This window comes from Pseudomonas sp. SIMBA_041, from assembly GCF_046535095.1.
In the GTDB taxonomy this organism is placed as follows: domain Bacteria; phylum Pseudomonadota; class Gammaproteobacteria; order Pseudomonadales; family Pseudomonadaceae; genus Aquipseudomonas; species Aquipseudomonas mucoides.
The window spans coordinates 110,656-135,895 of the sequence record NZ_JAWRXJ010000001.1 but is presented as its reverse complement, the minus strand read 5'-3'; the positions used below and the strand labels follow the sequence as shown (position 1 = coordinate 135,895).

Sequence of the window (25,240 nt, the reverse complement as noted above, 5' to 3'; positions counted from 1 at the left end):
GCTATTTCTCCTGACTGACAGCCGCGCAAATCAAATTGATGCCGCGGGCCTGAATCTGATCGCGTGCCTCCAGCGGCAAGCGATCATCGGTAATAAGGGTATGGACGCTGCTCCATGGCAGTTCCAGGTTGGGGATTTTGCGGCCGATCTTATCGGCCTCCACCATCACGACGACTTCACGGGCGACTTCGGCCATGACCCGGCTGAGCCCCAGCAATTCGTTGAAGGTGGTCGTACCGCGGACCAGGTCGATGCCATCGGCACCGATAAACAACTGATCAAAGTCGTAAGAGCGTAGTACCTGCTCAGCGACCTGCCCCTGAAAGGACTCGGAATGCGGGTCCCAGGTGCCGCCGGTCATCAACAGCACCGGTTCGTGCTCAAGCTCGCTCAAGGCATTGGCCACGTGCAACGAGTTGGTCATCACCACCAGTCCTGGTTGCTGACCGAGTTCCGGGATCATGGCCGCCGTGGTACTGCCGCTGTCGATGATGATCCGCGCATGCTCGCGAATCCGCGTGACCGCGGCACGAGCAATGGCTTGTTTGTATTTGGAGACAGGTTGGCCGATGTCAGCCACCAATTCTTGAGGCATGGTGATCGCTCCGCCGTAACGACGTAGCAGCAGGCCATTACTCTCAAGCGCCGCCAGATCCTTGCGAATCGTAACTTCCGACGTTTCGAAGCGTTTTGCCAGCTCGTCCACACTGACTTCGCCCTGCTCGTTGAGCAAGGTGAGGATATTGTGGCGGCGTTGGGGTGTATTGCGCTTCGACATGGCTTAGTAAGTTTCGATTCGAAAGATAACGGAAGCAATCAAAACCTATCGGCGAAACTTCGTCAAGCGTGTTGGGATAAAAAGGCCTGTGTATAACCAAAAAAAATCGCAGCTTGAGGTGAGGGCTCTGAAGGCCGTTCTCAGGCTGCGATTTTGTTGTTTAGAAGGGCTGTGGATAACTCAGCTCTTCTTGACCTTCTCCGGCCGCTTCCAGCCGTCGATATTCTTCTGCCGTGCCCGACCTACCGCCAATTGTGCGTTATCCACATTCTGCGTAATGGTCGAGCCCGCCGCCGTGGTCGCACCGGAAGAGATATCCACAGGCGCTACCAACGAATTGTTGGAACCGATGAAAACGTCTTCACCCAGCACGGTTTTCCACTTGTTGGCGCCGTCGTAGTTGCACGTGATGGTGCCCGCGCCAATGTTGGTGCGCGCGCCGACCTCGGCATCACCCAGGTAAGTCAGGTGACCGGCCTTCGCGCCTTCGCCCAAGTGAGCGTTCTTCAGTTCAACAAAGTTACCCACATGCGCGCGCGCGTCAAGGACAGTGCCCGGACGCAGGCGTGCGAATGGGCCGGCATCGCTGCCTTCGCCCAGAATCGCACCTTCGATATGGCTGTTGGCCTTGATCACCACGCCTTTGCGCAGGGTGCTGTCCTTGATCACACAGTTCGGGCCGATCACCACGTCGTCTTCAATGACGACTTTGCCTTCGAGGATCACGTTGATGTCGATCAGCACATCGCGGCCAACGGTGACTTCGCCGCGCACATCGAAACGAGCCGGGTCGCGCAGGGTCACGCCTTGGGCCATCAAACGGCGGCCGGCGCGCAATTGATAGTGACGCTCGAGTTCGGAAAGTTGCTTGCGGTCGTTGGCGCCCTGCACTTCCATGGCGTCGTGCGGCTGCTCGGTGGCGACCACCAAACCATCGTTGACCGCCATGGCGATCACGTCAGTCAGGTAATACTCGCCCTGGGCATTGTTGTTGGAGAGACGGCTCATCCAGCTACCCAGTTGGGCGAAAGGCAGGGCGAGAATCCCGGTGTTGCCTTCAGTGATCGCACGCTCGGCTTCGTTGGCGTCTTTTTGCTCAACGATTGCCGTGACCTTGCCAGCGTCATCGCGGACGATGCGGCCATAGCCGGTCGGGTCGTCCAGCTCGACAGTCAACAGGCCCAGTTGTTGCGGCGCGACTTTCTTGAGCAGGCGTTGCAGGGTGTCGACTTCAATCAGCGGCACGTCGCCGTAGAGAATGAGTACGGTATCGGACTCAATGAACGGCACAGCCTGAGCCACGGCATGACCGGTACCCAATTGTTTGTCCTGAAGGACGAAATTCAGGTCATCCGCCGCCAGGCGCTCACGTACGGCTTCAGCGCCATGGCCGATCACCACATGGATGCGCTGTGGATCAAGTTGGCGGGCGCTGTGGATAACATGGCCAAGCATCGAGTTGCCGGCAATCGGGTGCAGAACTTTCGGCAACGCCGAACGCATGCGCGTGCCTTGGCCGGCAGCGAGAATAACGATTTCAAGTGACATGACTGGCTACCAATCCTGGGTGGTCAGCGGCTGCGACCAGGTTATGAACGTCGGAAAAGAAAAAAGGGTAGCCGAGGCTACCCTTTTTAATCAATCGCGCAACAAGTGATGGCCTATTAGCGGCCAAACTTCTTGCGGATCTGCTGGACGGTGCGCAGCTGTGCTGCAGCCTCGGCCAGACGTGCGGAAGCAGAACCGTAGTCGAATTCCGCGCCCCGCTCATGCAGGGCTTTCTCGGCAGCCTTGACGGCTTCCTGAGCGGAGGCTTCATCCAGGTCGCCAGCACGTTGCACGGTGTCGGCAAGAACCTTGACCATGTTCGGCTGAACTTCGAGGAAACCACCGGAGATGTAATACACCTCCTCTTCCCCGCCCTGCTTGACCAGGCGGATCGGGCCCGGCTTGAGATTAGTGATCAACGGCGCGTGACCCAGGGCGATACCAAGATCACCCAGTGCACCGTGCGCAATCACCATCTCGACCAGACCGGAAAAGATTTCTCCTTCCGCGCTGACGATATCGCAATGGACTGTCATAGCCATCTGATTGCCTCAACCTAAATTAGCGCCCGTTTCCGGGCGCCGGGATTACAGTTTCTTGGCTTTCTCGATCGCTTCTTCGATGCCGCCGACCATGTAGAACGCTTGTTCTGGCAGGTGGTCGTAGTCACCGTTGAGGATGCCTTTGAAGCCAGCAATGGTGTCTTTCAGGGAAACGTATTTACCCGAAGCACCGGTGAAGACTTCAGCCACGAAGAACGGCTGCGACAAGAAACGCTGGATCTTACGAGCACGGTTTACCAACTGCTTGTCGGCTTCCGACAGCTCGTCCATACCCAGGATCGCAATGATGTCCTTCAGTTCTTTGTAACGCTGCAGAACATACTGTACACCGCGAGCGGTGTCGTAGTGGTCCTGGCCGATTACGTTCGGGTCCAGCTGGCGCGAAGTCGAGTCGAGTGGATCGACCGCTGGGTAGATACCCAGGGAAGCGATGTCACGGGACAGAACGACGGTGGCGTCCAAGTGGGCGAAGGTGGTCGCTGGCGACGGGTCAGTCAAGTCATCCGCAGGTACGTATACCGCTTGGATCGAGGTGATCGAACCGTTTTTGGTCGAAGTGATACGCTCTTGCAGAGTACCCATCTCTTCGGCCAGGGTCGGCTGGTAACCTACTGCGGAAGGCATACGGCCCAGCAGTGCGGATACTTCAGTACCGGCCAGGGTGTAACGATAGATGTTGTCGACGAACAGCAGAACGTCGTTACCTTCGTCACGGAACTTCTCGGCCATGGTCAGGCCGGTCAGTGCTACGCGCAGACGGTTACCCGGCGGCTCGTTCATCTGACCGTAAACCAGTGCCACTTTGTCCAGAACGTTGGAATCCTTCATCTCGTGGTAGAAGTCGTTACCCTCACGAGTACGCTCACCCACACCGGCGAACACGGAATAACCGCTGTGCTCGATGGCGATGTTACGGATCAGTTCCATCATGTTTACGGTTTTGCCTACACCGGCACCACCGAACAGACCGACTTTACCACCCTTGGCGAACGGGCAAACCAGGTCGATAACCTTGATGCCGGTTTCCAGCAGGTCGTTGCCGCCCGCTTGTTCTGCGAAGGTTGGCGCAGGACGGTGAATGCCCCAGCGCTCGTCGGTGTCGATCGGGCCAGCTTCGTCGATCGGGTTGCCCAGAACGTCCATGATCCGGCCCAGAGTCGCTTTACCGACCGGTACGGAAATGGCTGCGCCGGAGTCGATGACGTCCAGACCACGCTTCAAGCCCTCGGTGGAGCCCATCGCAATGGTACGAACCACGCCGTCGCCCAGCTGTTGCTGAACTTCCAGAGTGGTTGCGGCCGCGCTTTGTACAGTCAGCGCGTTGTAGATGCTCGGTACGCTGTCGCGTGGGAATTCCACGTCGATAACGGCGCCGATGATTTGAACGATACGTCCGCTACTCATAGCTGGATCCTCTGAATATTTGAACCGTTAAACCGCGGCAGCGCCGCCGACGATTTCCGAGATCTCTTGGGTGATCGCAGCCTGACGCGCCTTGTTGTAGACCAGCTGCAAATCGCTGATCAAATCACCGGCGTTGTCGGTAGCGTTCTTCATCGCGATCATCCGCGCAGCTTGTTCAGCCGCGTTGTTCTCGACCACCGCCTGGTAGACCTGCGACTCCACGTAACGGACCATCAAGCCGTCAAGCAGCTCTTTGGCATCCGGTTCGTAGAGATAGTCCCAGTGGTGCTTGAGGCCTTGATCCGGGGTTGCCACCAATGGAATCAACTGCTCCACGGTAGGCGTTTGCGTCATGGTGTTGATGAACTTGTTGGACACCACGGACAGGCGATCAATACGGCCGTCCAGGTAGGCATCCAGCATCACCTTGACGCTGCCGATCAAGTCATTGATCGACGGCTCTTCACCCAGGTGGCTGATAGCTGCTACGACGTTGCCGCCGAAGTTGCGGAAGAAAGCCGCACCCTTGCTACCCACTACACACAGATCGATCTCGACGCCGTTTTCGCGGTTTACCGCCATGTCCTTGACCAGGGCCTTGAACAGGTTGGTGTTCAAACCACCACACAAACCACGGTCACTGCTCACCACGACGTAACCGACGCGCTTGATTTCGCGGTCGATCATGAACGGGTGGCGATATTCCGGGTTGGCGTTGGCCAAATGACCAATAACCTGGCGGATGCGCTCCGCGTAAGGACGGCTAGCAGCCATGCGCATTTGTGCCTTGCGCATTTTACTGACCGCCACTTTTTCCATGGCGCTGGTAATCTTTTGCGTGCTTTTGATGCTCGCAATCTTACTGCGAATCTCTTTTGCGCCTGCCATGTAACACCTATCAGGTTAGCAAGCGGGAGCCTTGCGGCTCCCGCTGCGGCTTACCAGGTTTGGGTGGCCTTGAACTTCTCGATACCGGCTTTCATGCCAGCATCGATTTCGTCATTGAAGTCACCCTTCACGTTGATCTTCGCCATCAATTCGGCGTGATCGCGGTTGAAGAAAGCAATCAGCGCTTGTTCAAAGCTGCCGATCTTGGCGATTTCGACGTCAGTCAGGAACCCACGCTCAGCGGCATACAGCGACAGCGCCATGTCAGCGATCGACATAGGTGCGTATTGCTTCTGCTTCATCAGCTCGGTAACGCGCTGACCATGCTCAAGTTGCTTACGGGTCGCTTCGTCCAGGTCAGAAGCGAACTGGGCGAATGCCGCCAGTTCACGGTACTGAGCCAGAGCGGTACGGATACCACCGGAGAGCTTCTTGATGATCTTGGTCTGAGCGGCACCACCCACACGGGATACCGAAACACCGGCGTTCACAGCAGGACGGATCCCGGAGTTGAACATGGCCGATTCCAGGAAGATCTGACCGTCGGTGATGGAAATCACGTTGGTCGGAACGAACGCGGAAACGTCGCCAGCCTGGGTTTCGATGATCGGCAGTGCGGTCAGGGAACCGGTTTTGCCGGTCACTGCGCCGTTGGTGAACTTCTCTACGTATTCTTCCGAAACGCGGGATGCGCGCTCCAGCAGACGGGAGTGGAGATAGAACACGTCGCCTGGGTAAGCTTCACGGCCTGGTGGACGGCGCAGCAGCAGGGAAATCTGGCGGTAAGCCACTGCTTGCTTGGACAGATCGTCATAAACGATCAGCGCGTCTTCACCGCGGTCGCGGAAGAATTCACCCATGGTGCAACCGGAGTACGGTGCCAGGAATTGCAGTGCTGCAGATTCCGAAGCGCTCGCTGCCACGACGATGGTGTTAGCCAGTGCGCCGTTTTCTTCCAGCTTGCGAACCACGTTGGCGATGGTCGATTGTTTCTGACCAATGGCTACGTAGACGCAGAAAATGCCGCTGTCTTTCTGGTTGATGATCGCGTCGATCGCCAGAGCGGTTTTACCGATCTGACGGTCACCGATGATCAGCTCACGCTGGCCACGGCCGACAGGGATCATGGCATCGACAGCCTTGTAGCCAGTCTGTACAGGCTGGTCTACCGACTTACGCCAGATCACGCCTGGAGCAACTTTCTCGACCGCGTCGGTCAAGGTGTTGTTCAGCGGACCTTTGCCATCAACTGGGTTACCCAGTGCGTCGACTACGCGACCCAGCAGTTCCTTACCAACCGGAACTTCGAGGATACGGCCGGTGCACTTGGCGCTCATGCCTTCAGCCAGAGTCTGGTATGCGCCCAATACAACGGCACCTACAGAGTCTTGCTCCAGGTTGAGAGCCATACCGAAGACGCCGCCCGGAAACTCGATCATCTCGCCGTACATTACGTCGGCCAGACCGTGAATCCGCACGATACCGTCAGATACGCTGACGACAGTGCCTTCGTTACGGGCTTGGGAGGTCACATCGAGCTTGTCGATGCGGCCCTTGATAATTTCACTTATTTCGGAAGGATTGAGTTGCTGCATTGCTCTGCTGCCCCTTCAAACTCAAGATTTCAATGCTTCGGCAAGATTCGCGAGTTTGCCGCGAATCGAACCATCGATTACCAGGTCGCCGGCGCGAATGATGACACCACCAATAAGGGCGGCATCCTCCGCAACTTGCAGGCGCACTTCCCGGTTGAGTCGTGCACTGAGAACCTTGGCGAGTTTGTCTTGCTGTTCTTGGTTCAATGCAAAAGCACTGGTGACTTCAACGTCTACCGACTTCTCTTGTTCAGCCTTGTACAGGTCAAACAGAGCGGCGATCTCCGGCAACAGCGGGAGACGGTCGTTTTCGGCAACGACGTTAATGAAGTTCTGTGCCTTGGCATCAAACTTGTCGCCGCACACGTCAATAAACGTGGCGGCCTTGTTTGCGCTCGTCAGTCGCGGGGCCTTGAGCACGCGCTGCATGGTGTCGTCTTGCGACACTGCTGCAGCCAGGCCGAGCATGGCTGACCAAGAGGCCAGTTGCTGGTGGGCCTGGGCGTGCTCGAAGGCTGCCTTAGCGTAAGGTCGGGCCAACGTGGTCAATTCTGCCATGATCGCCCTCGCTTAAATTTCAGCAGCCAGTTTGTTTACCAGCTCCGCGTGCGCGTTTTGATCGATTGTGGCACCCAGGATCTTCTCGGCGCCGCCGACAGCCAGAGCACCCAGTTGGGCACGCAGCGCGTCTTTGACACTGTTCAGTTCCTGTTCGATCTCGGCCTGAGCCTGAACCTTCACACGGTCAGCGTCGATACGGGCCTTTTCAACAGCCTCTTCAACGATCTGGTTACCGCGTTTCTTGGCTTGCTCAATGATTTCGGCTGCCTGAGCTTTAGCTTCGCGCAGTTGTTGACCCGCTTTATCTTGGGCCAATTCCAGGTCGCGAGCTGCTCGGGCGGCAGCGTCCAGTCCATCCGCAATCTTCTTCTGACGTTCGTGCAAAGCCGCGATGACCGGAGGCCACACGAACTTCATGCAAAACAGTACAAAAATGAAGAACGCAACGGACTGGCCAATCAGGGTTGCATTAATGTTCACGCCAACACCTCGCTCGTTCGTTACACATCACACCAACTACTCGAAGGTTCGAGTAATTAGCCAGCGAGTTGACCAACGAATGGGTTCGCGAAGGTGAAGAACAGAGCGATACCAACACCGATCATGGTGACGGCGTCGAGCAGACCGGCAACGATGAACATTTTAACTTGCAGCATTGGAACCATTTCTGGCTGACGCGCTGCGCCTTCCAGGAACTTGCCGCCCAACAGGCCGAAACCAATTGCGGTACCCAGTGCGCCCAGGCCGATCAACAGTGCAACAGCGATAGCGGTTAGACCAACTACAGTTTCCATCTTTCCTCCCGACTTTTACGTCGTATGGTTTAGGTTTTTTAGATTTTAAAGCGGTAAAACAAATCGTTTCATAGCCCTGTTCGGGCACCCACTCGTTTGACCGAGTGGGACATCAGACTAGTCGAGACTGGTCTTAATGGTTCTCTTCGTGCGCCATCGAAAGGTAAACGATGGTCAGCATCATGAAGATAAACGCCTGCAGGGTGATGATCAGGATGTGGAACACAGCCCACGCCCACTGCAGAACTACGCCCAGGCCGCTAAGCCAGAGCAGACCGCTGCCGAACATCACAGCAATCAGAATGAAGACCAGTTCGCCGGCGTACATGTTGCCGAACAGACGCAGTGCCAGCGAGATTGGCTTGGCAACCAGCGTCACGAACTCCAGCAGGAAGTTCACCGGAATCAGCAGGGCCTGAACGAAGATGTTCTTGCTGCCGAACGGGTGCAGGGTCAGTTCGCCGATGAAGCCGCCGATGCCCTTGACCTTGATGCTGTAGAAAATGATCAGCGCGAACACCGACAGGGCCATACCCAGGGTCGCGTTCGGGTCAGTGGTCGACACTGCACGGAACGGAATGTGGTGGTCGCCGGTAATCAGGATGGCCAGCTGAGGAATCCAGTCGACCGGGATCAGGTCGACGGCGTTCATCAGGAACACCCAGACGAAGATGGTCAGTGCCAGCGGTGCAATCACCGGGCTACGGCCATGGAAGCTGTCTTTCACGCTGCCATCGACGAATTCGACCAATACTTCAACGAAGTTCTGCAAAGCACCAGGCTGACCGGAAGTCGCTTTCTTTGCCGCCATGCGGAAAAGAAGAACGAAGATCAGACCCAACGCGACCGACCAGCCGAGGGTATCGACGTGGAAAGCCCAGAAGCCCATTTCCTTGGCTTCTGCTGCGGTGTGGGCAAAACCCCACCCGCCAGTTGGGAGCTGACCGAAAGTCAGGTTCTGCAAGTGGTGCTGGATATAGCCCGAAGCGGTTGTTTCTGCCATGGTTGCCTCAAACGCCCTAAGGTCTCGAAAGTCTTGTTCTCATCAGCAGGGGCGCGAACCAGCTGACCAGTTGGGTCAACACGAAGACGCCGAATACAGCTAGCGGCGCCAATGGCTTCACACCTGCAAACGTCAATGCAAAGAGCACTGCCGTCAAAATCAGTTTGCCCGCCTCGCCGGCATAAAATGACCGGACAATGGCTTGAGCTGCTCGGGCGCCGGAAAACCGAAATGCCCTGTGAGCGAAATAAACATTGGGAAGCAAGGCTATCAGGCCTCCGCAAAGTCCTGAGTACCCGGCAACGACTCCATGCCATTGCCAAAGCGCCAAAGCAGCAATCAGCAAAACGACAAATTGAGCCATTAACACCGGAAAAACTGCCAGGCGATGGAACGGCAAGCGGTTTGGCGTGCGTCTTTCCATCACGTTTTCTCTCCAATGGTCGGCTGCCAGAAATCAATAACTTGGCATAATTTGTGCCGACAAAATGCGCGCAGAGTATAGGGGCGGTTCAGCCCCTATTCAACTGTCAGGTAGTGATTTCCGACTGCACGCTACATGAGGAAATGTTTCAACGAATGTGCGCAAGCACACCTTGCAGTTCGTCGAGGGAGTTGTAACCAATGACCAACTGCCCTTTCCCCTTCTTACCGTGGCGAATCTGCACCGCAGAGCCTAGGCGTTCGGCCAGGCGCTGTTCGAGTCGGGCTATATCAGGGTCCGGTTTTACCGGTTCGGCAGGCTCCTGTTTGCCACTCAACCACTGGCGAACCAGTGCTTCAGTTTGGCGCACCGTCAGCCCCCGTGCGACAACATGTCGCGCCCCTTCTACCTGTTGATTCTCCGGCAAACCGAGCAAAGCACGCGCATGACCCATTTCCAGGTCACCGTGCGACAGCATGGTTTTGATAACTTCCGGCAACGCGATCAAGCGTAGCAGGTTGGCCACGGTCACGCGGGATTTGCCCACCGCCTCCGCAACCTGTTGCTGAGTCAGCTGAAATTCCTGCTGCAAACGCTGCAACGCGACGGCTTCTTCGATCGGATTGAGGTCTTCGCGTTGAATGTTCTCGATCAGCGCCATGGCAATGGCCGTTTCATCCGGCACATCACGAACCATCGCCGGGATGGTTTCCTGGCCAGCCTGCTGGCTGGCGCGCCAGCGGCGTTCACCGGCAATGATTTCGAAGCGACCGCTGCCGATCGGGCGAACCACGATCGGCTGCATCACGCCCTGGGCCTTGATCGACTGCGCCAACTCTTCCAGCGCTTGAGGATCCATGTCCCGGCGGGGTTGGTACTTGCCGCGCTGGATCAGGTCCAGGGGCAGGTGCTGCAGCTCACGTTGGTCAGCTTGTACCGCTTGTTCTTCCAGCGAGCTGACAGTCGGACCACTCAGCAGTGCATCCAGTCCACGTCCGAGACCTCGTTTCTTGACGGCCATGGGGATTCCTTAAGTTGCCTGAGCGGCGGCGGTGCGTGAGTTTTTGCGCTGGCGGCGAACCATTTCGCCCGCCAAGGCCAGGTAGGCAATGGCGCCCCGTGAAGTCTTGTCGTACGCCAACGCCGGCATCCCATAACTTGGCGCTTCAGCCAAGCGAATGTTGCGCGGAATCACGGTGTCGTAAAGCTGCTCGCCGAAGTGTTCCTTGAGCTGCGCGGACACATCGTTCATCAGGCTCAGGCGCGGGTCGTACATGGTCCGCAACAGGCCTTCGACTTTCAGATTCGGGTTAAGCAGTTCAGCGATGCGCTTGATGTTATCCACAAGGTCGCTCAAACCTTCGAGCGCGAAGTATTCGCACTGCATGGGGATAATCACCCCATCGGCGGCCACCAGTGCGTTCAGCGTGAGCATCGACAACGACGGTGGGCAGTCGATCAAAATGTAATCGTAGTTTTCACGGATTGGCGCCAATGCACTGCGCAGGCGACTTTCCTTCATCTGCATTTCCAGCAGAACCACTTCGGCCGCCGTCAGGTCGCGGTTGGCCGGCAACAGCTGGTAACCACCATGCTCGGAGTAGTGCATGGCCTGGGCCAGGTCACATTCGCCGATCAGCAGGTCGTAGACCGAGTTTTCCAGGCCATGTTTATCCACACCGCTACCCATGGTGGCGTTGCCCTGTGGATCGAGATCGATCAGCAGCACCCGACGCTTGGTAGCGACCAGGGAAGCTGCGAGGTTGATGCAGGTGGTGGTTTTACCCACACCACCCTTTTGGTTCGCAATCGCGAATACCTTAGCCATTCTTGCTTGTGTTCCCAATCATGCCGTGCGGCGCAGTATCAGCAGATGGCGTTGGCCTTGGCAACCAGGGACGGCCAGGGCGTGTTCGCTATCGAGGTGGAAGTCTGCTGGCAATGCTACCAGCTCATCGGCCGGATGAACGCCCTTCATTGCCAGCCAGCGCGTATCGGCATCGCCGAGGTGGCGAGTCCAGTTACTGAAATTTTCCATGCTGCTGAACGCCCGGGAAACAATCCCGTTGAATGGCTGTGCAGGCTGGAAAGCTTCGACGCGGCTGTGGATAACTTGCAGGTTATCCAGTTTGAGTTCGAGTTTGACCTGGGTCAGGAAGCGGGTTTTCTTGCCGTTGCTGTCCAGGCAGGTCACTTGCGACTCGGGAAACAGGATGGCCAACGGAATGCCCGGCATGCCACCACCGCTGCCAACGTCCAGCCAGCGACCGTTTTCGATGAACGACATGACGCTCAAACTATCGAGCAGATGGCGAGAGACCATTTCGTCCGGATCGCGCACGGCGGTCAGGTTGTAGGCCTTGTTCCATTTGATCAACAGGGCCAGATAACCCAGCAGCTGCGCGTGCTGGGTTTCTGTCAGTGTGACACCGAGCTGGCGAGCACCTGTGGATAACTCTTCGGCGTGTTGCGAGGTGACCAACGAACTCAAGCGCTTTGCTCCAACTGACGGCCCGCGCCGCGTTTTTTCAAATGAATCATCAACAGCGAAATGGCTGCCGGGGTGACGCCCGGAATACGTGACGCCTGGCCCAGGGTTTCAGGACGGGTCGCGCCGAGCTTGCTCTGGATCTCTTTGGAGAGACCGGAAATGTTCGTGTAATCGATATCCACAGGCAGTTTGGTGTCTTCGCTGGCCCGCAGGCGTGCGATTTCATCCTGCTGACGGTCGATGTAACCGGCGTACTTGGTCTTGATTTCGACCTGTTCGGCGACCTGTGGATCTTCTGCGCCCCCACCGGTCACGGCAATCAGACCAGCGTAGTCGATTTCCGGACGGCTCAGCAGGTTGAGCAAATTGTATTCGTGGGTCAGCGGCGTACCGAACTTCTCGGAAATCGCATCGCCCTGCTCGGTGCCCGGGCGAACCCAGGTACTTTTCAGGCGTTGCTCTTCCAGGTCGATGCTTTCGCGCTTCTTGCAGAACGCCGCCCAACGCGCGTCATCGACCAGACCCAGCTCGCGACCTTTTTCGGTCAGACGCAGGTCGGCGTTGTCTTCGCGCAGGATCAGGCGGTATTCGGCACGGGACGTGAACATCCGGTACGGCTCTTGGGTTCCGAGCGTAATCAGGTCGTCGACCAATACGCCGATGTACGCCTCGTCGCGACGCGGGCACCAGGCATCTTTGCCCTGTGCACGCAGTGCTGCGTTGGCGCCGGCCAGCAAACCCTGGGCGCCGGCTTCTTCGTAACCGGTGGTGCCGTTGATTTGACCGGCAAAAAACAGCCCGCCAATCACTTTGGTTTCCAGGCTGTATTTCAGGTCACGCGGGTCGAAATAGTCGTATTCGATGGCGTAGCCCGGACGCACGATGTGTGCGTTTTCCATGCCGCGGATCGATTGCACAATCTGCAATTGCACGTCGAACGGCAGGGATGTGGATATCCCGTTCGGGTACAGCTCGTGGGTGGTCAAACCTTCCGGCTCGATAAAGACCTGATGGCTTTCCTTGTCGGCAAAGCGGTGGATCTTGTCTTCGATCGACGGGCAATAACGCGGACCGATGCCTTCGATCAATCCCGCATCGGAATACATCGGCGAACGATCGAGGTTCGCGGCAATGATTTCGTGGGTCCGGCTGTTGGTGTGGGTAATCCAGCAGCTCACCTGTTTCGGGTGCTGCTCTTTGGAACCCATGAACGACATCACCGGGATCGGCGTATCGCCTGCTTGCTCGGTCATTACCGAGAAATCCACAGAACGACCGTCGATACGCGGCGGCGTACCGGTTTTCAAACGACCCACACGCAGTGGCAATTCACGCAGACGGCGAGCCAGGGCGATCGATGGCGGATCACCGGCACGACCGCCGGAGTAATTCTGCATGCCGATGTGGATAAGTCCGCCGAGGAAGGTGCCAGTGGTCAACACCACGGAATCCGCGAGGAAACGCAGGCCCATTTGGGTGACGACACCGCGCACTTGTTCCTGTTCGACGATCAGGTCGTCAGCGGCTTGTTGAAATATCCACAGGTTCGGCTGGTTTTCCAATGCTTCGCGGACAGCGGCCTTGTACAGAACCCGGTCTGCCTGGGCGCGAGTTGCACGCACGGCCGGGCCTTTGCGGCTGTTTAACACGCGAAATTGAATACCACCTTTGTCGGTAGCCATGGCCATCGCGCCGCCAAGGGCGTCAATTTCTTTAACCAGGTGGCTTTTACCGATCCCGCCAATGGCGGGGTTGCAACTCATTGCTCCGAGGGTTTCCACGTTATGCGTCAGCAACAGGGTTTTCGCACCCATACGTGCTGAGGCCAGTGCTGCCTCGGTACCGGCATGACCGCCGCCGATGACGATCACTTCAAAACGGGAAGGGAAATCCACCACGCACCTCGTGCCTGCTTCAGTTAGGTAATCAGGAATAGTTTGAGCTCAGGTTTCTGGACCTGGTCGACAAGTATAGGGACTTCGCCCTTCCTAAAGAACCCTTTGCACAAAATTTAACCAGCTGTGGAGAAGTCGGGGTTATAGAAATTAAAAAGAGAGAAATTTATTAAATCTTTGTTTTTATGTTTATTTCTACTGAGCCACCTTTCTGTGGATAGATCGCTACAGGCCTTTATTATCAATGTGTACAGAGATTTAAAACCCTGTGGTCATGTGGCCAAGAGACCCTTGGATAACCGGTTTAAGCCTGTGGATGAAAGGGGTGGTTATCCACAGAGGTGGTTATCTTCAGTTTTCAGGCCCTGTTATCAACTGCCCTTAGTGGCAGTTATTCACAGGGCTTAATCCACAGAAAAGCGCGTATCGGGTTAATTCCGGGCGAAGGAAAACCGCTCAAGCAGACATTATCTGCTCGGCACTGAGGGACGATTTTTTAAAAAGAGAGGACAGACAGGCGCGAATGGCCTGTCTGTGAACAACGAAAGGGTTATTTACCGATGCAGAAGCTGGAAAAGATTCGTCCCAACAGGTCATCAGAGCTGAATGCACCGGTGATTTCACCCAGCGAGTGCTGCGCCTGACGCAAATCCTCGGCCAACAGCTCGCCAGCACCGGCCAGGGTCAATTGCGAGCGGCCATGCTCAAGGGATGTACTGGCATGACGCAGGGCCTCAAGGTGACGCCTGCGTGCGCTGAAGCTACTTTCCGACGTCTGCTCGTAACCCATGCAGGCCTTCAGATGGTCGCGCAGTAACTCCAGGCCTTCGCCAGCAGACTTGGCACTCAGGCTGATGGTGACGTGGCCATCTTCACTGACTTCCAGGGCAATGGCTTCCCCCGTCAGATCAGCCTTGTTACGAATCAGCGTGACTTTCGATGGATCCGGGCGGATTTCGAGGAATTCCGGCCACAAAGCGAAGGGGTCCAACGCTTCAGGCGCCGTTGCATCGACGACCAATAACACGCGATCCGCTTCGCCGATGGCTTTCAGTGCGCGTTCTACGCCAATTTTTTCCACGTGATCGTCGGTATCTCGCAGACCCGCGGTATCCACCACGTGCAGCGGCATGCCATCAATGTGGATATGTTCGCGCAGGATGTCCCGGGTTGTGCCGGCAATTTCGGTCACGATCGCTGCTTCCCGACCCGCCAGAGCATTCAACAGGCTGGATTTACCGGCATTCGGCCGACCGGCAATCACCACGGTCATGCCGTCACGCAGCAAGGCGCCTTGCCCGGCTTCGCGAAGTACTGTGGATAATTCATCGCGCACTTTGTCGAGCATGGCCAAGACATGACCATCAGCCAGGAAGTCGATTTCTTCTTCAGGGAAGTCGATGGCCGCTTCGACATAGATACGCAGGCCTATCAGCTGCTCGGTCAGGTTATGCACACGCTGGGAAAATGCGCCTTGCAAGGAACGCAGCGCATTTCGTGCCGCTTGTGCAGAACTCGCCTCGATCAAGTCAGCAATGGCTTCAGCCTGAGCCAGGTCGAGTTTGTCATTGAGGAAGGCGCGCTCGCTGAATTCACCGGGACGGGCGAGGCGACAGCCCAGTTCCAGACAACGCTTGAGCAACATATCCAGAACAATCGGCCCGCCATGGCCCTGCAGTTCAAGCACGTCTTCGCCGGTGAAGGAGTTCGGCCCCGGGAAATAAAGCGCAATGCCTTCGTCCAGCACCTCTTCGTTCTCACTGAGGAACGGGCCGTAATGGGCAAACCGGGGTTTCAATTCCCGACCGCTGATGGCCTTGGCCGCAAGGCTCGCCAACGGCCCGGAAATACGGACGATGCCCACACCGCCGCGACCTTGAGCGGTAGCAACGGCTGCGATGGTTTCACGAGGAACGCTCATAAACCGGTATCCAGACAAAAGTGACAGATAGCAAAACGCCCCACTAGGGGGCGTTTTGAGTGGTTATCCACAGTGTAAATCAAGCGGCTGCTTTGGTAGCCCGTTCGATTTTACGAGTGATGTACCACTGTTGAGTGATGGACAGGCAGTTGTTCACTACCCAGTACAGCACCAGACCAGCCGGGAACCACAGGAAGAAGAAGGTGAAGATGATTGGCATCAGCTTCATCACCTTGGCCTGCATCGGATCCGGTGGTGTCGGGTTCAACTGCTGCTGGATGAACATGGTTGCGCCCATGATGATCGGCAGAATGAAGAACGGATCCTTGATCGACAGGTCAGTAATCCACAGCATGAACGGCGCTTGGCGCATTTCAACGCTTTCCAGCAGAACCCAGTACAGCGAAAGGAAAACCGGCATCTGCACGAGGATTGGCAAGCAACCACCCAGCGGATTGATCTTCTCTTTCTTGTACAGCTCCATCATGGCTTGCGACATTTTCTGCCGGTCATCGCCATGTTGCTCTTTCAGCGCGGCCAGTTTCGGGGCCACTGCACGCATGCGCGCCATGGATTTGTAGCTGGCAGCCGACAGTGGGAAGAACAAACCCTTGATCAGCATGGTCAGGAAAATGATCGACCAGCCCCAGTTGCCGACGATGGCGTGGATATGTTGCAGCAACCAGAAGATTGGCTGGGCAATGAACCACAGGATGCCGTAGTCGACGGTCAGTTCCAGACCTGGGGACAACTGTTTCAGCACAGCCTGGCTTTTCGGGCCGGCGTACAGAACGGCGCTCACTTCAGCTTTAGCACCTGGCGCAACCGTCAATGCCGGGGCGGTATAGCCGATGATGTAGTTGCCTTTGCTGTCTTTACGGGTCTGGACGACATTGTTTTCGCCCTTCGCCGGAATCCAAGCGGTCACGAAGTAGTGTTGCAACCAGGCAACCCAACCCCCGTTGACGGTTTCTTTCAGCTGAGCCTTGTCCATGTCTTTCATCGACACTTTCTTGTACGGCTCGTTACTGGTCCACAGGGCGGCGCCCAGGTAAGTGGCGGTGCCGGTGGCAGTGCTGGAAGAAGGATCGGAGCTGGCGTCACGCTTCAGCTGGGCGAACATCGCACCCGACCAAGGCTTGGCACTTTCGTTGTCGATCAGGTAAGAAACAGTTACGTCATACAGGCCGCGTTTCAGTGTGAAACGCTTGATGTAGTTGACGCCGTCCTTGCTGAACTTCAGGTCTACGACCAATTGGTCCTGACCGTCAGCCAGTTGATAAACCTTCTTCTCCGAAGCGTAAACCGGACGACCGGCAGGACTTGCGTCCGGACCGTCGGTGCCGATCAAACCGCTTTGAGCCAGATAAGTCCGCTCGTTGCCGTTATCGAACAACTGGAACGGGATTTCCGGATGGTCCTGGCGACGTGGATACAGCGGCAGCGTCAGCTGGGCAACATCACCACCTTGTGGATCGATGGCGAGGTTGAGCACATCCGTTTTGATCTGGATGAGGTCTTTGCTTGCAGCTACTGGAGTTTCAGCAGGTGCTGTAGCACTGGTATCGCTTGCGGCGCGTGGAATGTCGTCACTGACAGAAGCATTATTGCCAGTAGCCGAATCCGGTAGGCCCGGTGCGGTAGTACTGGAAGCAACATTCTGAGTCGGCAGGGCAGCCTGACCATAGTCCTGGTTCCATTTAAGAACCATAACGTAGGACACGATTGCCAGGGCGACGATCAGGATCGTGCGTTTGATATCCATGATTACTCGGCCATCGAAGAAGAACGGGAGGTAGGGATAGGTGGAACCGGGTCATAACCACCGGGATTCCACGGATGACAGCGACCTAAACGACGAAAGGCCAGCCAGCCACCGCGCAGAAGACCATGATTTTCTATGGCCTCTAACGCGTAGCAGGAACAACTGGGGTAGAAGCGACAGTGGTTGGCCATCAGGGGACTAATGGCATAGCGATAAAACTGGATCGGAACGAGTGCCAGTTTACGCATCGGGACTGTCTACCCCTACAGTTTCGGTTTTGACTGCTGGTACTGGCGTGCTGCGTGCCAGACGCTTCCAGAGTTTGCCGAAATGCTGAATCAATTCGGGGTTTTCTACGTCACCCAAACCTTTGCGCGCGACGATAACGATGTCCCAGCCGACCAGTGAATCCTGGTGCAGACGGAACGATTCGCGCATCAGACGTTTGAGGCGATTGCGCTCGACGGAGAGCTTTACGCTCTTTTTCCCGATAACCAACCCGAGACGGGGGTGATCAAGATCGTTGTTGCGCGCAAGGAGCAGGAGATTTTTCCCCGGAACCTTGCCGGTAGGGGAGTCAAAGACTGCCTTGAAATGCCGGGGAGTAAGCAGACGCTTTTCCCGACTGAAGTCCTGACTCACCTCCAGTGCCGGATTATCAAACTGCCAGACGCGCACGACCTTTGGCGCGACGACGCGACAGGACGGCACGACCGTTCTTGGTAGCCATGCGAGCACGGAAACCGTGGGTACGAGCGCGTTTGATAGTGCTTGGTTGGAAAGTACGTTTCATTGTCGTGTTACCTGGTTCGTCCACAACGGGCCGGAATGGCCCCCGTTTTAAGAGACCGGGGATTCTAGAGAAAGCAAGCCTCTAGGTCAATTTCCAACCAGCGTTTCCTTATAAATAGATCTCCAGAGGTTTTGTTCGTGATTAACCCCTCGTTAGAAATAGAAATAAGAAAGGAATTATTTAAAGCTTTTCTGTAAAGCTTATAAAAGCTAGGCAGGCGGTCATCTGTGGATAAGTGCCTTAAGACCTTCTACTACGGGCTGTACAGAGAATGACAACTACCGTGGAAAACAGGGGGCAGCCTGTGCTGCGCTGTCGGATAACCTGTGTGTGAAACAGCTTGTTATCCACAGGCTGGTTATCCACCGAGTTTCCCCCCCACTTGTGCAACGACCTTAGACCCGGTTATCCACAGAGCTTATGCACAGACCGCTGGTCGTCTTTTTTGCGTATAAAACGTTGATTCTTCTCGGTCAGTGCTCCACCTCGTGTGGATAAGTCGGCGTCTGGTCGTTACAATGGCCGCTTGTTTTTGCCTCACCGGCTTTCAACTTAGGGGATATCCGTGTCAGTGGAACTTTGGCAGCAGTGCGTGGAGCTTTTGCGCGAAGAGCTGCCTGCCCAACAATTCAACACTTGGATCCGTCCACTACAGGTCGAAGCCGAAGGCGACGAGTTGCGTGTCTACGCACCGAATCGCTTTGTTCTCGACTGGGTCAACGAAAAGTACCTGGGCCGTGTTCTTGAACTGCTGGATGAGCATGGCAACGGCATGGCGCCGGTGCTGTCCTTATTAATAGGCAGCAAACGCAGTTCGACACCGCGAGCTGCGCCTAACGCGCCGTTGGCTGCCGCTGCATCTCAGGCTCAAGCTGCTCAAGCACCTGTCAGCGCTCCGGCGCCAGCATCGATTGCCAACGCACCGACCAAGCGTGCGACGCAAAAAGTGGCCGAGATCAATGAAGAGCCGTCTCGTGACAGCTTCGACCCGATGGCCGGCGCCAGTTCGCAGCAAGCTCCGGTTCGCTCCGAGCAACGCACGGTGCAGGTCGAAGGCGCGCTCAAGCACACCAGTTACCTGAACCGCACCTTCACCTTCGAAAACTTCGTCGAAGGTAAGTCGAACCAACTGGCCCGGGCCGCGGCCTGGCAGGTGGCAGACAATCCCAAGCACGGTTACAACCCGCTTTTCCTTTATGGTGGCGTCGGCTTGGGTAAAACCCACTTGATGCACGCTGTGGGTAATCACCTATTAAAGAAGAACCCGAATGCCAAGGTCGTTTACCTGCATTCGGAGCGTTTCGTGGCCGACATGGTCAAGGCGCTGCAACTGAATGCCATCAACGAGTTCAAGCGTTTCTACCGTTCGGTGGATGCGTTGCTCATCGATGACATTCAATTCTTCGCCCGCAAGGAACGTTCGCAGGAAGAGTTTTTCCACACCTTCAACGCCCTGCTTGAAGGTGGCCAGCAGGTCATTCTCACCAGTGACCGTTACCCGAAAGAAATCGAAGGCCTTGAAGAGCGTTTGAAATCCCGCTTTGGCTGGGGCCTGACGGTTGCCGTCGAACCGCCGGAGCTGGAAACCCGCGTGGCGATCTTGATGAAAAAGGCCGACCAGGCCAAAGTCGATCTGCCACATGACGCGGCGTTCTTCATTGCCCAGCGTATTCGCTCCAACGTCCGTGAGCTGGAAGGCGCGCTGAAACGCGTGATCGCCCACTCGCACTTCATGGGACGCGACATCACCATCGAGCTGATTCGCGAATCCCTGAAAGACTTGTTGGCGCTGCAAGACAAACTGGTCTCTGTGGATAACATTCAGCGCACGGTCGCCGAGTACTACAAGATCAAGATCTCCGACTTGCTGTCCAAGCGTCGTTCACGCTCGGTCGCACGTCCGCGTCAGGTTGCAATGGCATTGTCCAAAGAGTTGACTAACCACAGCCTGCCGGAAATCGGCGATGTGTTTGGCGGCCGCGACCACACGACTGTTTTGCACGCCTGTCGCAAGATCAACGAGCTTAAGGAATCCGACGCGGACATCCGCGAGGACTACAAGAACCTGCTGCGTACACTGACCACTTGATGAACACCAGCGCAGCTTATTAAGGCAAGGGACTAGACCATGCATTTCACCATTCAACGCGAAGCCCTGTTGAAACCCCTGCAACTGGTCGCAGGCGTCGTTGAGCGCCGACAGACCTTGCCGGTGCTCTCCAACGTGCTGCTGGTTGTCGAAGGCCAGCAATTGTCGCTGACCGGTACTGACCTGGAAGTCGAGCTGGTCGGTCGTGTGCAACTTGAAGAGCCGGCAGACCCAGGTTCCATCACCGTGCCTGCGCGCAAGCTGATGGACATCTGCAAGAGCCTGCCGAACGATGCGCTGATCGACATCAAGGTCGATGAGCAGAAGCTGGTGGTCAAGGCTGGTCGTAGCCGCTTCACGCTGTCGACCCTGCCGGCCAATGATTTCCCGACAGTGGAAGAAGGCCCGGGCTCGCTGACCTGCAGCCTGGAACAAAGCAAACTGCGTCGTCTGATCGAACGTACCAGCTTCGCCATGGCCCAGCAGGACGTTCGTTATTACCTGAACGGTATGCTGCTTGAAGTTTCGGCCGGGATCATCCGTGCTGTTGCCACCGACGGTCACCGTCTGGCCATGTGTTCGATGCAGGCCGATATCGGTCAGCCGGATCGCCATCAGGTCATCGTTCCGCGCAAGGGTATCCTTGAGCTGGCACGCCTGCTGACCGAACCGGACGGCATCGTCAGCATCGTCCTGGGTCAGCACCACATCCGCGCGACCACCGGCGAGTTCACCTTCACCTCGAAACTGGTCGACGGCAAATTCCCGGATTACGAGCGTGTTCTGCCAAAAGGCGGAGACAAGCTGGTACTCGGCGACCGTCAGGCGCTGCGTGAAGCTTTCAGCCGTACTGCGATTCTGTCCAACGAGAAGTACCGTGGCATCCGTCTGCAACTGGCTAACGGTCAGCTGAAAATCCAGGCGAACAACCCGGAGCAGGAAGAAGCGGAAGAAGAAGTGGGCGTTGAATACAACGGCGGCAATCTCGAAATCGGCTTCAACGTCAGCTATCTGCTCGACGTACTGGGCGTGATGACCACTGAGCAAGTTCGCCTGATCCTGTCCGATTCCAACAGCAGTGCGCTGGTGCAGGAATCCGACAACGACGACTCGGCTTACGTTGTCATGCCGATGCGCCTGTAATCATGTTCAGCAGAAGCTAGATGTCGCTAAGTCGCGTCTCGGTCACCGCGGTGCGCAATTTGCACCCGGTGACCTTCTCCCCCTCCCCCCGAATCAACATTCTTTACGGCGCCAACGGCAGCGGCAAAACCAGTGTTCTGGAAGCCATTCATCTGCTGGGGCTTGCCCGTTCGTTTCGTAGCAGCCGTCTGTTGCCGGTCATCCAGTACGAGCAATTGGCGTGTACGGTGTTTGGCCAGGTTGAATTGGCTGAGGGTGGACACAGCGCGTTAGGTATTTCACGCGACCGTCAGGGCGAATTTCAGATCCGCATCGATGGCCAGAACGCCCGAAGCGCGGCGCAACTGGCGGAGATCCTGCCACTCCAGCTGATCAACCCTGACAGTTTCCGCTTGCTTGAAGGCGCGCCGAAGATTCGCCGACAGTTTCTCGACTGGGGCGTATTCCATGTGGAACCGCGATTCATGTCCACCTGGCAGCGCTTGCAGAAGGCGCTGCGCCAGAGAAACTCTTGGCTGCGACATGGTACACTTGACGCCGTTTCGCAAGCGGTTTGGGACAGGGAACTGTGCCAGGCCAGCGCTGAAATCGATGAATACCGCCGCGCTTACATCAAAGCCTTGAAACCAGTCTTTGAACAGACCTTGAGCGAACTGGTCGAGCTTGAAGGCTTGACCCTCAGCTATTACCGAGGCTGGGACAAAGACCGCGAACTGAGTGCCGTACTCGCTGGGTCCCTTCAACGGGACCAGCAAATGGGTCACACCCAGGCCGGACCACAACGCGCTGATTTGCGTCTCAGACTGGGCGCACATAATGCCGCGGACATCTTGTCCCGGGGTCAGCAGAAATTGGTGGTCTGTGCATTGCGGATTGCCCAAGGGCACTTGGTGAGCCAGGCCCGACGCGGACAGTGTATTTATCTGGTGGATGACTTGCCGTCCGAATTGGACGAGCACCACCGACGCGCGCTTTGCCGCTTGCTGGAAGACTTACGCTGCCAGGTCTTTATCACCTGTGTAGATCACGAATTATTGAGGGAAGGCTGGCAGACGGAAACGCCAGTCGCTTTGTTCCACGTGGAACAGGGCCGTATCACCCAGACCCACGACCATCGGGAGTGAAGGCATTGAGCGAAGAAAATACGTACGACTCAACGAGCATTAAAGTGCTGAAAGGCCTGGATGCCGTACGCAAACGTCCCGGTATGTACATTGGTGACACCGACGATGGCAGCGGTCTGCACCACATGGTGTTCGAAGTGGTCGATAACTCGATCGACGAAGCTCTCGCCGGCCACTGCGACGACATCAGCATCATCATTCACCCGGATGAGTCCATCACCGTTCGCGACAACGGCCGTGGCATCCCGGTAGACGTGCACAAAGAAGAAGGCGTTTCGGCAGCCGAGGTCATCATGACCGTGCTGCACGCCGGCGGTAAGTTCGACGACAACTCCTACAAAGTATCCGGCGGTCTGCACGGTGTAGGTGTGTCGGTAGTGAACGCACTGTCCAAAGAACTGATCCTGACCGTTCGCCGCAGCGGCAAGATCTGGGAACAGACTTACGTCCACGGTGTTCCGCAAGAGCCGATGAAAATCGTTGGCGAGAGCGAAACCACGGGCACCCAGATCCACTTCAAGCCATCGGCTGAAACCTTCAAGAACATCCACTTCAGCTGGGATATCCTGGCCAAGCGGATTCGTGAACTGTCATTTCTCAACTCCGGTGTCGGCATCGTCCTCAAGGATGAGCGCAGCGGCAAGGAAGAGCTGTTCAAGTACGAAGGCGGCCTGCGTGCGTTCGTTGAATACCTGAACACCAACAAGACTGCGGTCAACCAGGTGTTCCACTTCAACATCCAGCGTGAAGACGGCATCGGCGTTGAAATCGCCCTGCAGTGGAACGACAGCTTTAACGAGAACCTGTTGTGCTTCACCAACAACATTCCACAGCGCGATGGCGGTACTCACCTGGTGGGTTTCCGTTCCGCACTGACGCGTAACCTGAACACCTACATCGAAGCTGAAGGTCTGGCGAAGAAGCATAAAGTCGCGACCACCGGTGACGATGCCCGTGAAGGCCTGACCGCGATTATTTCGGTGAAAGTACCGGATCCGAAGTTCAGCTCCCAGACCAAAGACAAGCTGGTTTCTTCCGAAGTGAAGACCGCGGTCGAACAGGAAATGGGCAAGTACTTCTCCGACTTCCTGCTGGAAAACCCGAACGAAGCCAAACTGGTCGTCGGCAAGATGATCGACGCGGCTCGTGCGCGTGAAGCGGCGCGTAAAGCCCGTGAAATGACCCGTCGTAAAGGCGCGCTGGATATCGCCGGCCTGCCGGGCAAACTGGCTGACTGCCAGGAAAAAGACCCTGCCCTGTCCGAACTGTACCTTGTGGAAGGTGACTCTGCTGGCGGCTCCGCCAAGCAGGGACGTAACCGCCGCACCCAGGCTATCCTGCCGCTGAAGGGCAAGATCCTGAACGTCGAGAAGGCGCGTTTCGACAAGATGATCTCTTCGCAAGAAGTAGGCACCTTGATCACCGCGCTGGGCTGTGGCATCGGCCGCGACGAGTACAACATCGACAAGCTGCGTTATCACAACATCATCATCATGACCGATGCTGACGTCGACGGTTCGCACATCCGTACCCTGCTGCTGACCTTCTTCTTCCGTCAGTTGCCGGAGCTGATCGAGCGTGGCTACATCTACATCGCTCAGCCGCCGCTGTACAAGGTCAAGAAAGGCAAGCAAGAGCAATACATCAAAGACGACGACGCCATGGAAGAGTACATGACGCAGTCGGCCCTGGAAGACGCGAGCCTGCACCTGAACGAAGAAGCCCCTGGCATCTCCGGTGAAGCGCTTGAGCGCCTGGTGAATGACTTCCGTCTGGTGATGAAGACCCTCAAGCGTCTGTCGCGCCTGTATCCACAGGAGCTGACCGAGCACTTCATCTACCTGCCAGCAGTGAGCATGGATCAACTGTCCGATCATGCAGCGATGCAGGATTGGCTGGCTCAGTACGAAGTTCGCCTGCGCACCGTCGAGAAGTCTGGCCTGGTCTACAAAGCCAGCCTGCGTGAAGACCGTGAACGTAACGTCTGGCTGCCAGAGGTCGAACTGATCTCCCACGGCCTGTCGAACTACGTCACCTTCAACCGCGACTTCTTCGGCAGCAACGATTACCGCACGGTTGTTTCGCTGGGCGCTCAACTGAGCACCTTGTTGGACGACGGTGCGTACATCCAGCGTGGCGAGCGCAAGAAGCCGGTCACCGAGTTCAAGGAAGCCCTTGAATGGCTGATGGCTGAAAGCACCAAGCGTCACACCATCCAGCGATACAAAGGTCTGGGCGAGATGAACCCGGATCAGCTGTGGGAAACCACCATGGACCCAGCACAGCGCCGGATGCTCAAAGTGACTATCGAAGACGCCATTGGCGCAGACCAGATCTTCAACACCCTGATGGGTGATGCGGTCGAACCTCGCCGTGACTTCATCGAAAGCAACGCCCTGGCGGTTTCCAACCTGGATTTCTGATCCAGCGAACCTGCCAAACCAAAAAAGGCCAACGCTCA

The 25,240-nt window shown here is 56.5% G+C and carries 24 protein-coding genes; 4 read left to right on the top strand and 20 right to left on the bottom strand.

Annotated features, from left to right (window positions below; all coding sequences use genetic code 11):
- Nucleotide 1: 1 nt before the first annotated feature.
- The 20 genes from SB725_RS00690 to rpmH all read right to left on the bottom strand — a co-directional run bounded on the left by SB725_RS00690 (nucleotide 2) and on the right by rpmH (nucleotide 18,423).
- Nucleotides 2–778 (bottom strand): DeoR/GlpR family DNA-binding transcription regulator, encoded by a 777-nt coding sequence (locus SB725_RS00690; RefSeq protein ID WP_027926217.1) that lies wholly within the window; start codon nucleotides 776–778, stop codon nucleotides 2–4.
- A 180-nt stretch (nucleotides 779–958) separates the two neighbouring features.
- Nucleotides 959–2,326 carry a bifunctional UDP-N-acetylglucosamine diphosphorylase/glucosamine-1-phosphate N-acetyltransferase GlmU gene (gene glmU, locus SB725_RS00685; protein ID WP_059181897.1) on the bottom strand — a complete coding sequence of 456 codons (1,368 nt, stop codon included), beginning with the start codon at nucleotides 2,324–2,326 and terminating at the stop codon, nucleotides 959–961.
- A gap of 116 nt (nucleotides 2,327–2,442) precedes the next feature.
- A complete protein-coding gene (locus SB725_RS00680; RefSeq protein WP_123433228.1) occupies nucleotides 2,443–2,868 on the bottom strand; it encodes a F0F1 ATP synthase subunit epsilon in 426 nt (141 codons plus the stop codon).
- Between the two features lie 45 nt (nucleotides 2,869–2,913).
- The gene (gene atpD / locus SB725_RS00675; RefSeq protein ID WP_027926214.1) at nucleotides 2,914–4,293 is read right to left on the bottom strand and encodes a F0F1 ATP synthase subunit beta; all 1,380 of its coding nucleotides are present in this window, start codon (nucleotides 4,291–4,293) and stop codon (nucleotides 2,914–2,916) included.
- Between the two features lie 27 nt (nucleotides 4,294–4,320).
- Nucleotides 4,321–5,181, bottom strand: a complete 861-nt coding sequence (gene atpG, locus SB725_RS00670) for a F0F1 ATP synthase subunit gamma (protein ID WP_027926213.1) — start codon at nucleotides 5,179–5,181, stop codon at nucleotides 4,321–4,323.
- A 50-nt stretch (nucleotides 5,182–5,231) separates the two neighbouring features.
- Nucleotides 5,232–6,776: a F0F1 ATP synthase subunit alpha gene (gene atpA / locus SB725_RS00665; RefSeq protein ID WP_027926212.1), complete on the bottom strand. Its 1,545-nt coding sequence runs from the start codon at nucleotides 6,774–6,776 to the stop codon at nucleotides 5,232–5,234.
- Nucleotides 6,777–6,797: 21 nt separating this feature from the next.
- The gene (locus SB725_RS00660) at nucleotides 6,798–7,334 is read right to left on the bottom strand and encodes a F0F1 ATP synthase subunit delta (protein WP_027926211.1); all 537 of its coding nucleotides are present in this window, start codon (nucleotides 7,332–7,334) and stop codon (nucleotides 6,798–6,800) included.
- 12 nt (nucleotides 7,335–7,346) lie between these two features.
- Nucleotides 7,347–7,817, bottom strand: a complete 471-nt coding sequence (locus SB725_RS00655; RefSeq protein ID WP_008027535.1) for a F0F1 ATP synthase subunit B — start codon at nucleotides 7,815–7,817, stop codon at nucleotides 7,347–7,349.
- A gap of 56 nt (nucleotides 7,818–7,873) precedes the next feature.
- A complete protein-coding gene (atpE, locus tag SB725_RS00650; RefSeq protein WP_002555987.1) occupies nucleotides 7,874–8,131 on the bottom strand; it encodes a F0F1 ATP synthase subunit C in 258 nt (85 codons plus the stop codon).
- A gap of 133 nt (nucleotides 8,132–8,264) precedes the next feature.
- Nucleotides 8,265–9,134 (bottom strand): F0F1 ATP synthase subunit A, encoded by an 870-nt coding sequence (gene atpB, locus SB725_RS00645; protein ID WP_027926210.1) that lies wholly within the window; start codon nucleotides 9,132–9,134, stop codon nucleotides 8,265–8,267.
- Between the two features lie 16 nt (nucleotides 9,135–9,150).
- Nucleotides 9,151–9,558, bottom strand: coding sequence for a F0F1 ATP synthase subunit I (locus SB725_RS00640; RefSeq protein WP_027926209.1), 408 nt, complete (start codon nucleotides 9,556–9,558; stop codon nucleotides 9,151–9,153).
- 148 nt (nucleotides 9,559–9,706) lie between these two features.
- Nucleotides 9,707–10,579: a ParB/RepB/Spo0J family partition protein gene (locus SB725_RS00635; RefSeq protein WP_008027541.1), complete on the bottom strand. Its 873-nt coding sequence runs from the start codon at nucleotides 10,577–10,579 to the stop codon at nucleotides 9,707–9,709.
- A 9-nt stretch (nucleotides 10,580–10,588) separates the two neighbouring features.
- A complete protein-coding gene (locus SB725_RS00630) occupies nucleotides 10,589–11,386 on the bottom strand; it encodes a ParA family protein (protein ID WP_027926208.1) in 798 nt (265 codons plus the stop codon).
- An 18-nt stretch (nucleotides 11,387–11,404) separates the two neighbouring features.
- Nucleotides 11,405–12,049: a 16S rRNA (guanine(527)-N(7))-methyltransferase RsmG gene (gene rsmG / locus SB725_RS00625; RefSeq protein ID WP_027926207.1), complete on the bottom strand. Its 645-nt coding sequence runs from the start codon at nucleotides 12,047–12,049 to the stop codon at nucleotides 11,405–11,407.
- Nucleotides 12,046–13,944 (bottom strand): tRNA uridine-5-carboxymethylaminomethyl(34) synthesis enzyme MnmG, encoded by a 1,899-nt coding sequence (gene mnmG / locus SB725_RS00620; protein WP_027926206.1) that lies wholly within the window; start codon nucleotides 13,942–13,944, stop codon nucleotides 12,046–12,048. Before mnmG ends, rsmG begins: the two co-directional genes overlap by 4 nt.
- A gap of 550 nt (nucleotides 13,945–14,494) precedes the next feature.
- Entirely contained in the window at nucleotides 14,495–15,865 is a 1,371-nt protein-coding gene (gene mnmE, locus SB725_RS00615; protein WP_410921138.1) for a tRNA uridine-5-carboxymethylaminomethyl(34) synthesis GTPase MnmE, read from the bottom strand.
- A gap of 79 nt (nucleotides 15,866–15,944) precedes the next feature.
- Nucleotides 15,945–17,630, bottom strand: coding sequence for a membrane protein insertase YidC (gene yidC, locus SB725_RS00610; RefSeq protein WP_027926204.1), 1,686 nt, complete (start codon nucleotides 17,628–17,630; stop codon nucleotides 15,945–15,947).
- Nucleotides 17,631–17,632: 2 nt separating this feature from the next.
- A complete protein-coding gene (gene yidD / locus SB725_RS00605; protein ID WP_077430980.1) occupies nucleotides 17,633–17,878 on the bottom strand; it encodes a membrane protein insertion efficiency factor YidD in 246 nt (81 codons plus the stop codon).
- Complete coding sequence (gene rnpA, locus SB725_RS00600; protein WP_027926203.1) at nucleotides 17,871–18,272, bottom strand: ribonuclease P protein component; 402 nt, start codon at nucleotides 18,270–18,272, stop codon at nucleotides 17,871–17,873. Before rnpA ends, yidD begins: the two co-directional genes overlap by 8 nt.
- Before the next feature lie 16 nt (nucleotides 18,273–18,288).
- A complete protein-coding gene (rpmH, locus tag SB725_RS00595) occupies nucleotides 18,289–18,423 on the bottom strand; it encodes a 50S ribosomal protein L34 (protein ID WP_003213577.1) in 135 nt (44 codons plus the stop codon).
- A gap of 565 nt (nucleotides 18,424–18,988) precedes the next feature.
- On the opposite strand from rpmH, the gene dnaA reads away from it, so the two are divergent.
- Genes dnaA through gyrB form a run of 4 tightly spaced genes read left to right on the top strand, consistent with a single transcriptional unit; the run spans nucleotide 18,989 to nucleotide 25,202 of the window.
- A complete protein-coding gene (gene dnaA, locus SB725_RS00590; protein WP_027926202.1) occupies nucleotides 18,989–20,512 on the top strand; it encodes a chromosomal replication initiator protein DnaA in 1,524 nt (507 codons plus the stop codon).
- A 39-nt stretch (nucleotides 20,513–20,551) separates the two neighbouring features.
- Nucleotides 20,552–21,655, top strand: coding sequence for a DNA polymerase III subunit beta (gene dnaN / locus SB725_RS00585; protein ID WP_017341709.1), 1,104 nt, complete (start codon nucleotides 20,552–20,554; stop codon nucleotides 21,653–21,655).
- Nucleotides 21,656–21,675: 20 nt separating this feature from the next.
- On the top strand, nucleotides 21,676–22,779 hold the full coding sequence (recF, locus tag SB725_RS00580) for a DNA replication/repair protein RecF (protein WP_008007898.1): 1,104 nt from the start codon (nucleotides 21,676–21,678) through the stop codon (nucleotides 22,777–22,779).
- Between the two features lie 5 nt (nucleotides 22,780–22,784).
- Nucleotides 22,785–25,202 (top strand): DNA topoisomerase (ATP-hydrolyzing) subunit B, encoded by a 2,418-nt coding sequence (gene gyrB / locus SB725_RS00575; RefSeq protein ID WP_027926201.1) that lies wholly within the window; start codon nucleotides 22,785–22,787, stop codon nucleotides 25,200–25,202.
- The last annotated feature ends 38 nt before the right edge of the window (nucleotides 25,203–25,240 follow it).

Bases quoted from the DNA above. Each gene is read 5' to 3' on its own strand.
- SB725_RS00690 (WP_027926217.1), bottom strand. From the start codon at position 778: ATGTCGAAGCGCAATACACCCCAACGCCGCCACAATATCCTCACCTTG.
- glmU (WP_059181897.1), bottom strand. From the start codon at position 2,326: ATGTCACTTGAAATCGTTATTCTCGCTGCCGGCCAAGGCACGCGCATG.
- SB725_RS00680 (WP_123433228.1), bottom strand. From the start codon at position 2,868: ATGGCTATGACAGTCCATTGCGATATCGTCAGCGCGGAAGGAGAAATC.
- atpD (WP_027926214.1), bottom strand. From the start codon at position 4,293: ATGAGTAGCGGACGTATCGTTCAAATCATCGGCGCCGTTATCGACGTG.
- atpG (WP_027926213.1), bottom strand. From the start codon at position 5,181: ATGGCAGGCGCAAAAGAGATTCGCAGTAAGATTGCGAGCATCAAAAGC.
- atpA (WP_027926212.1), bottom strand. From the start codon at position 6,776: ATGCAGCAACTCAATCCTTCCGAAATAAGTGAAATTATCAAGGGCCGC.
- SB725_RS00660 (WP_027926211.1), bottom strand. From the start codon at position 7,334: ATGGCAGAATTGACCACGTTGGCCCGACCTTACGCTAAGGCAGCCTTC.
- atpE (WP_002555987.1), bottom strand. From the start codon at position 8,131: ATGGAAACTGTAGTTGGTCTAACCGCTATCGCTGTTGCACTGTTGATC.
- atpB (WP_027926210.1), bottom strand. From the start codon at position 9,134: ATGGCAGAAACAACCGCTTCGGGCTATATCCAGCACCACTTGCAGAAC.
- SB725_RS00640 (WP_027926209.1), bottom strand. From the start codon at position 9,558: ATGGAAAGACGCACGCCAAACCGCTTGCCGTTCCATCGCCTGGCAGTT.
- SB725_RS00635 (WP_008027541.1), bottom strand. From the start codon at position 10,579: ATGGCCGTCAAGAAACGAGGTCTCGGACGTGGACTGGATGCACTGCTG.
- SB725_RS00630 (WP_027926208.1), bottom strand. From the start codon at position 11,386: ATGGCTAAGGTATTCGCGATTGCGAACCAAAAGGGTGGTGTGGGTAAA.
- mnmE (WP_410921138.1), bottom strand. From the start codon at position 15,865: ATGAGCGTTCCTCGTGAAACCATCGCAGCCGTTGCTACCGCTCAAGGT.
- yidC (WP_027926204.1), bottom strand. From the start codon at position 17,630: ATGGATATCAAACGCACGATCCTGATCGTCGCCCTGGCAATCGTGTCC.
- yidD (WP_077430980.1), bottom strand. From the start codon at position 17,878: ATGCGTAAACTGGCACTCGTTCCGATCCAGTTTTATCGCTATGCCATT.
- rpmH (WP_003213577.1), bottom strand. From the start codon at position 18,423: ATGAAACGTACTTTCCAACCAAGCACTATCAAACGCGCTCGTACCCAC.
- dnaN (WP_017341709.1), top strand. From the start codon at position 20,552: ATGCATTTCACCATTCAACGCGAAGCCCTGTTGAAACCCCTGCAACTG.
- recF (WP_008007898.1), top strand. From the start codon at position 21,676: ATGTCGCTAAGTCGCGTCTCGGTCACCGCGGTGCGCAATTTGCACCCG.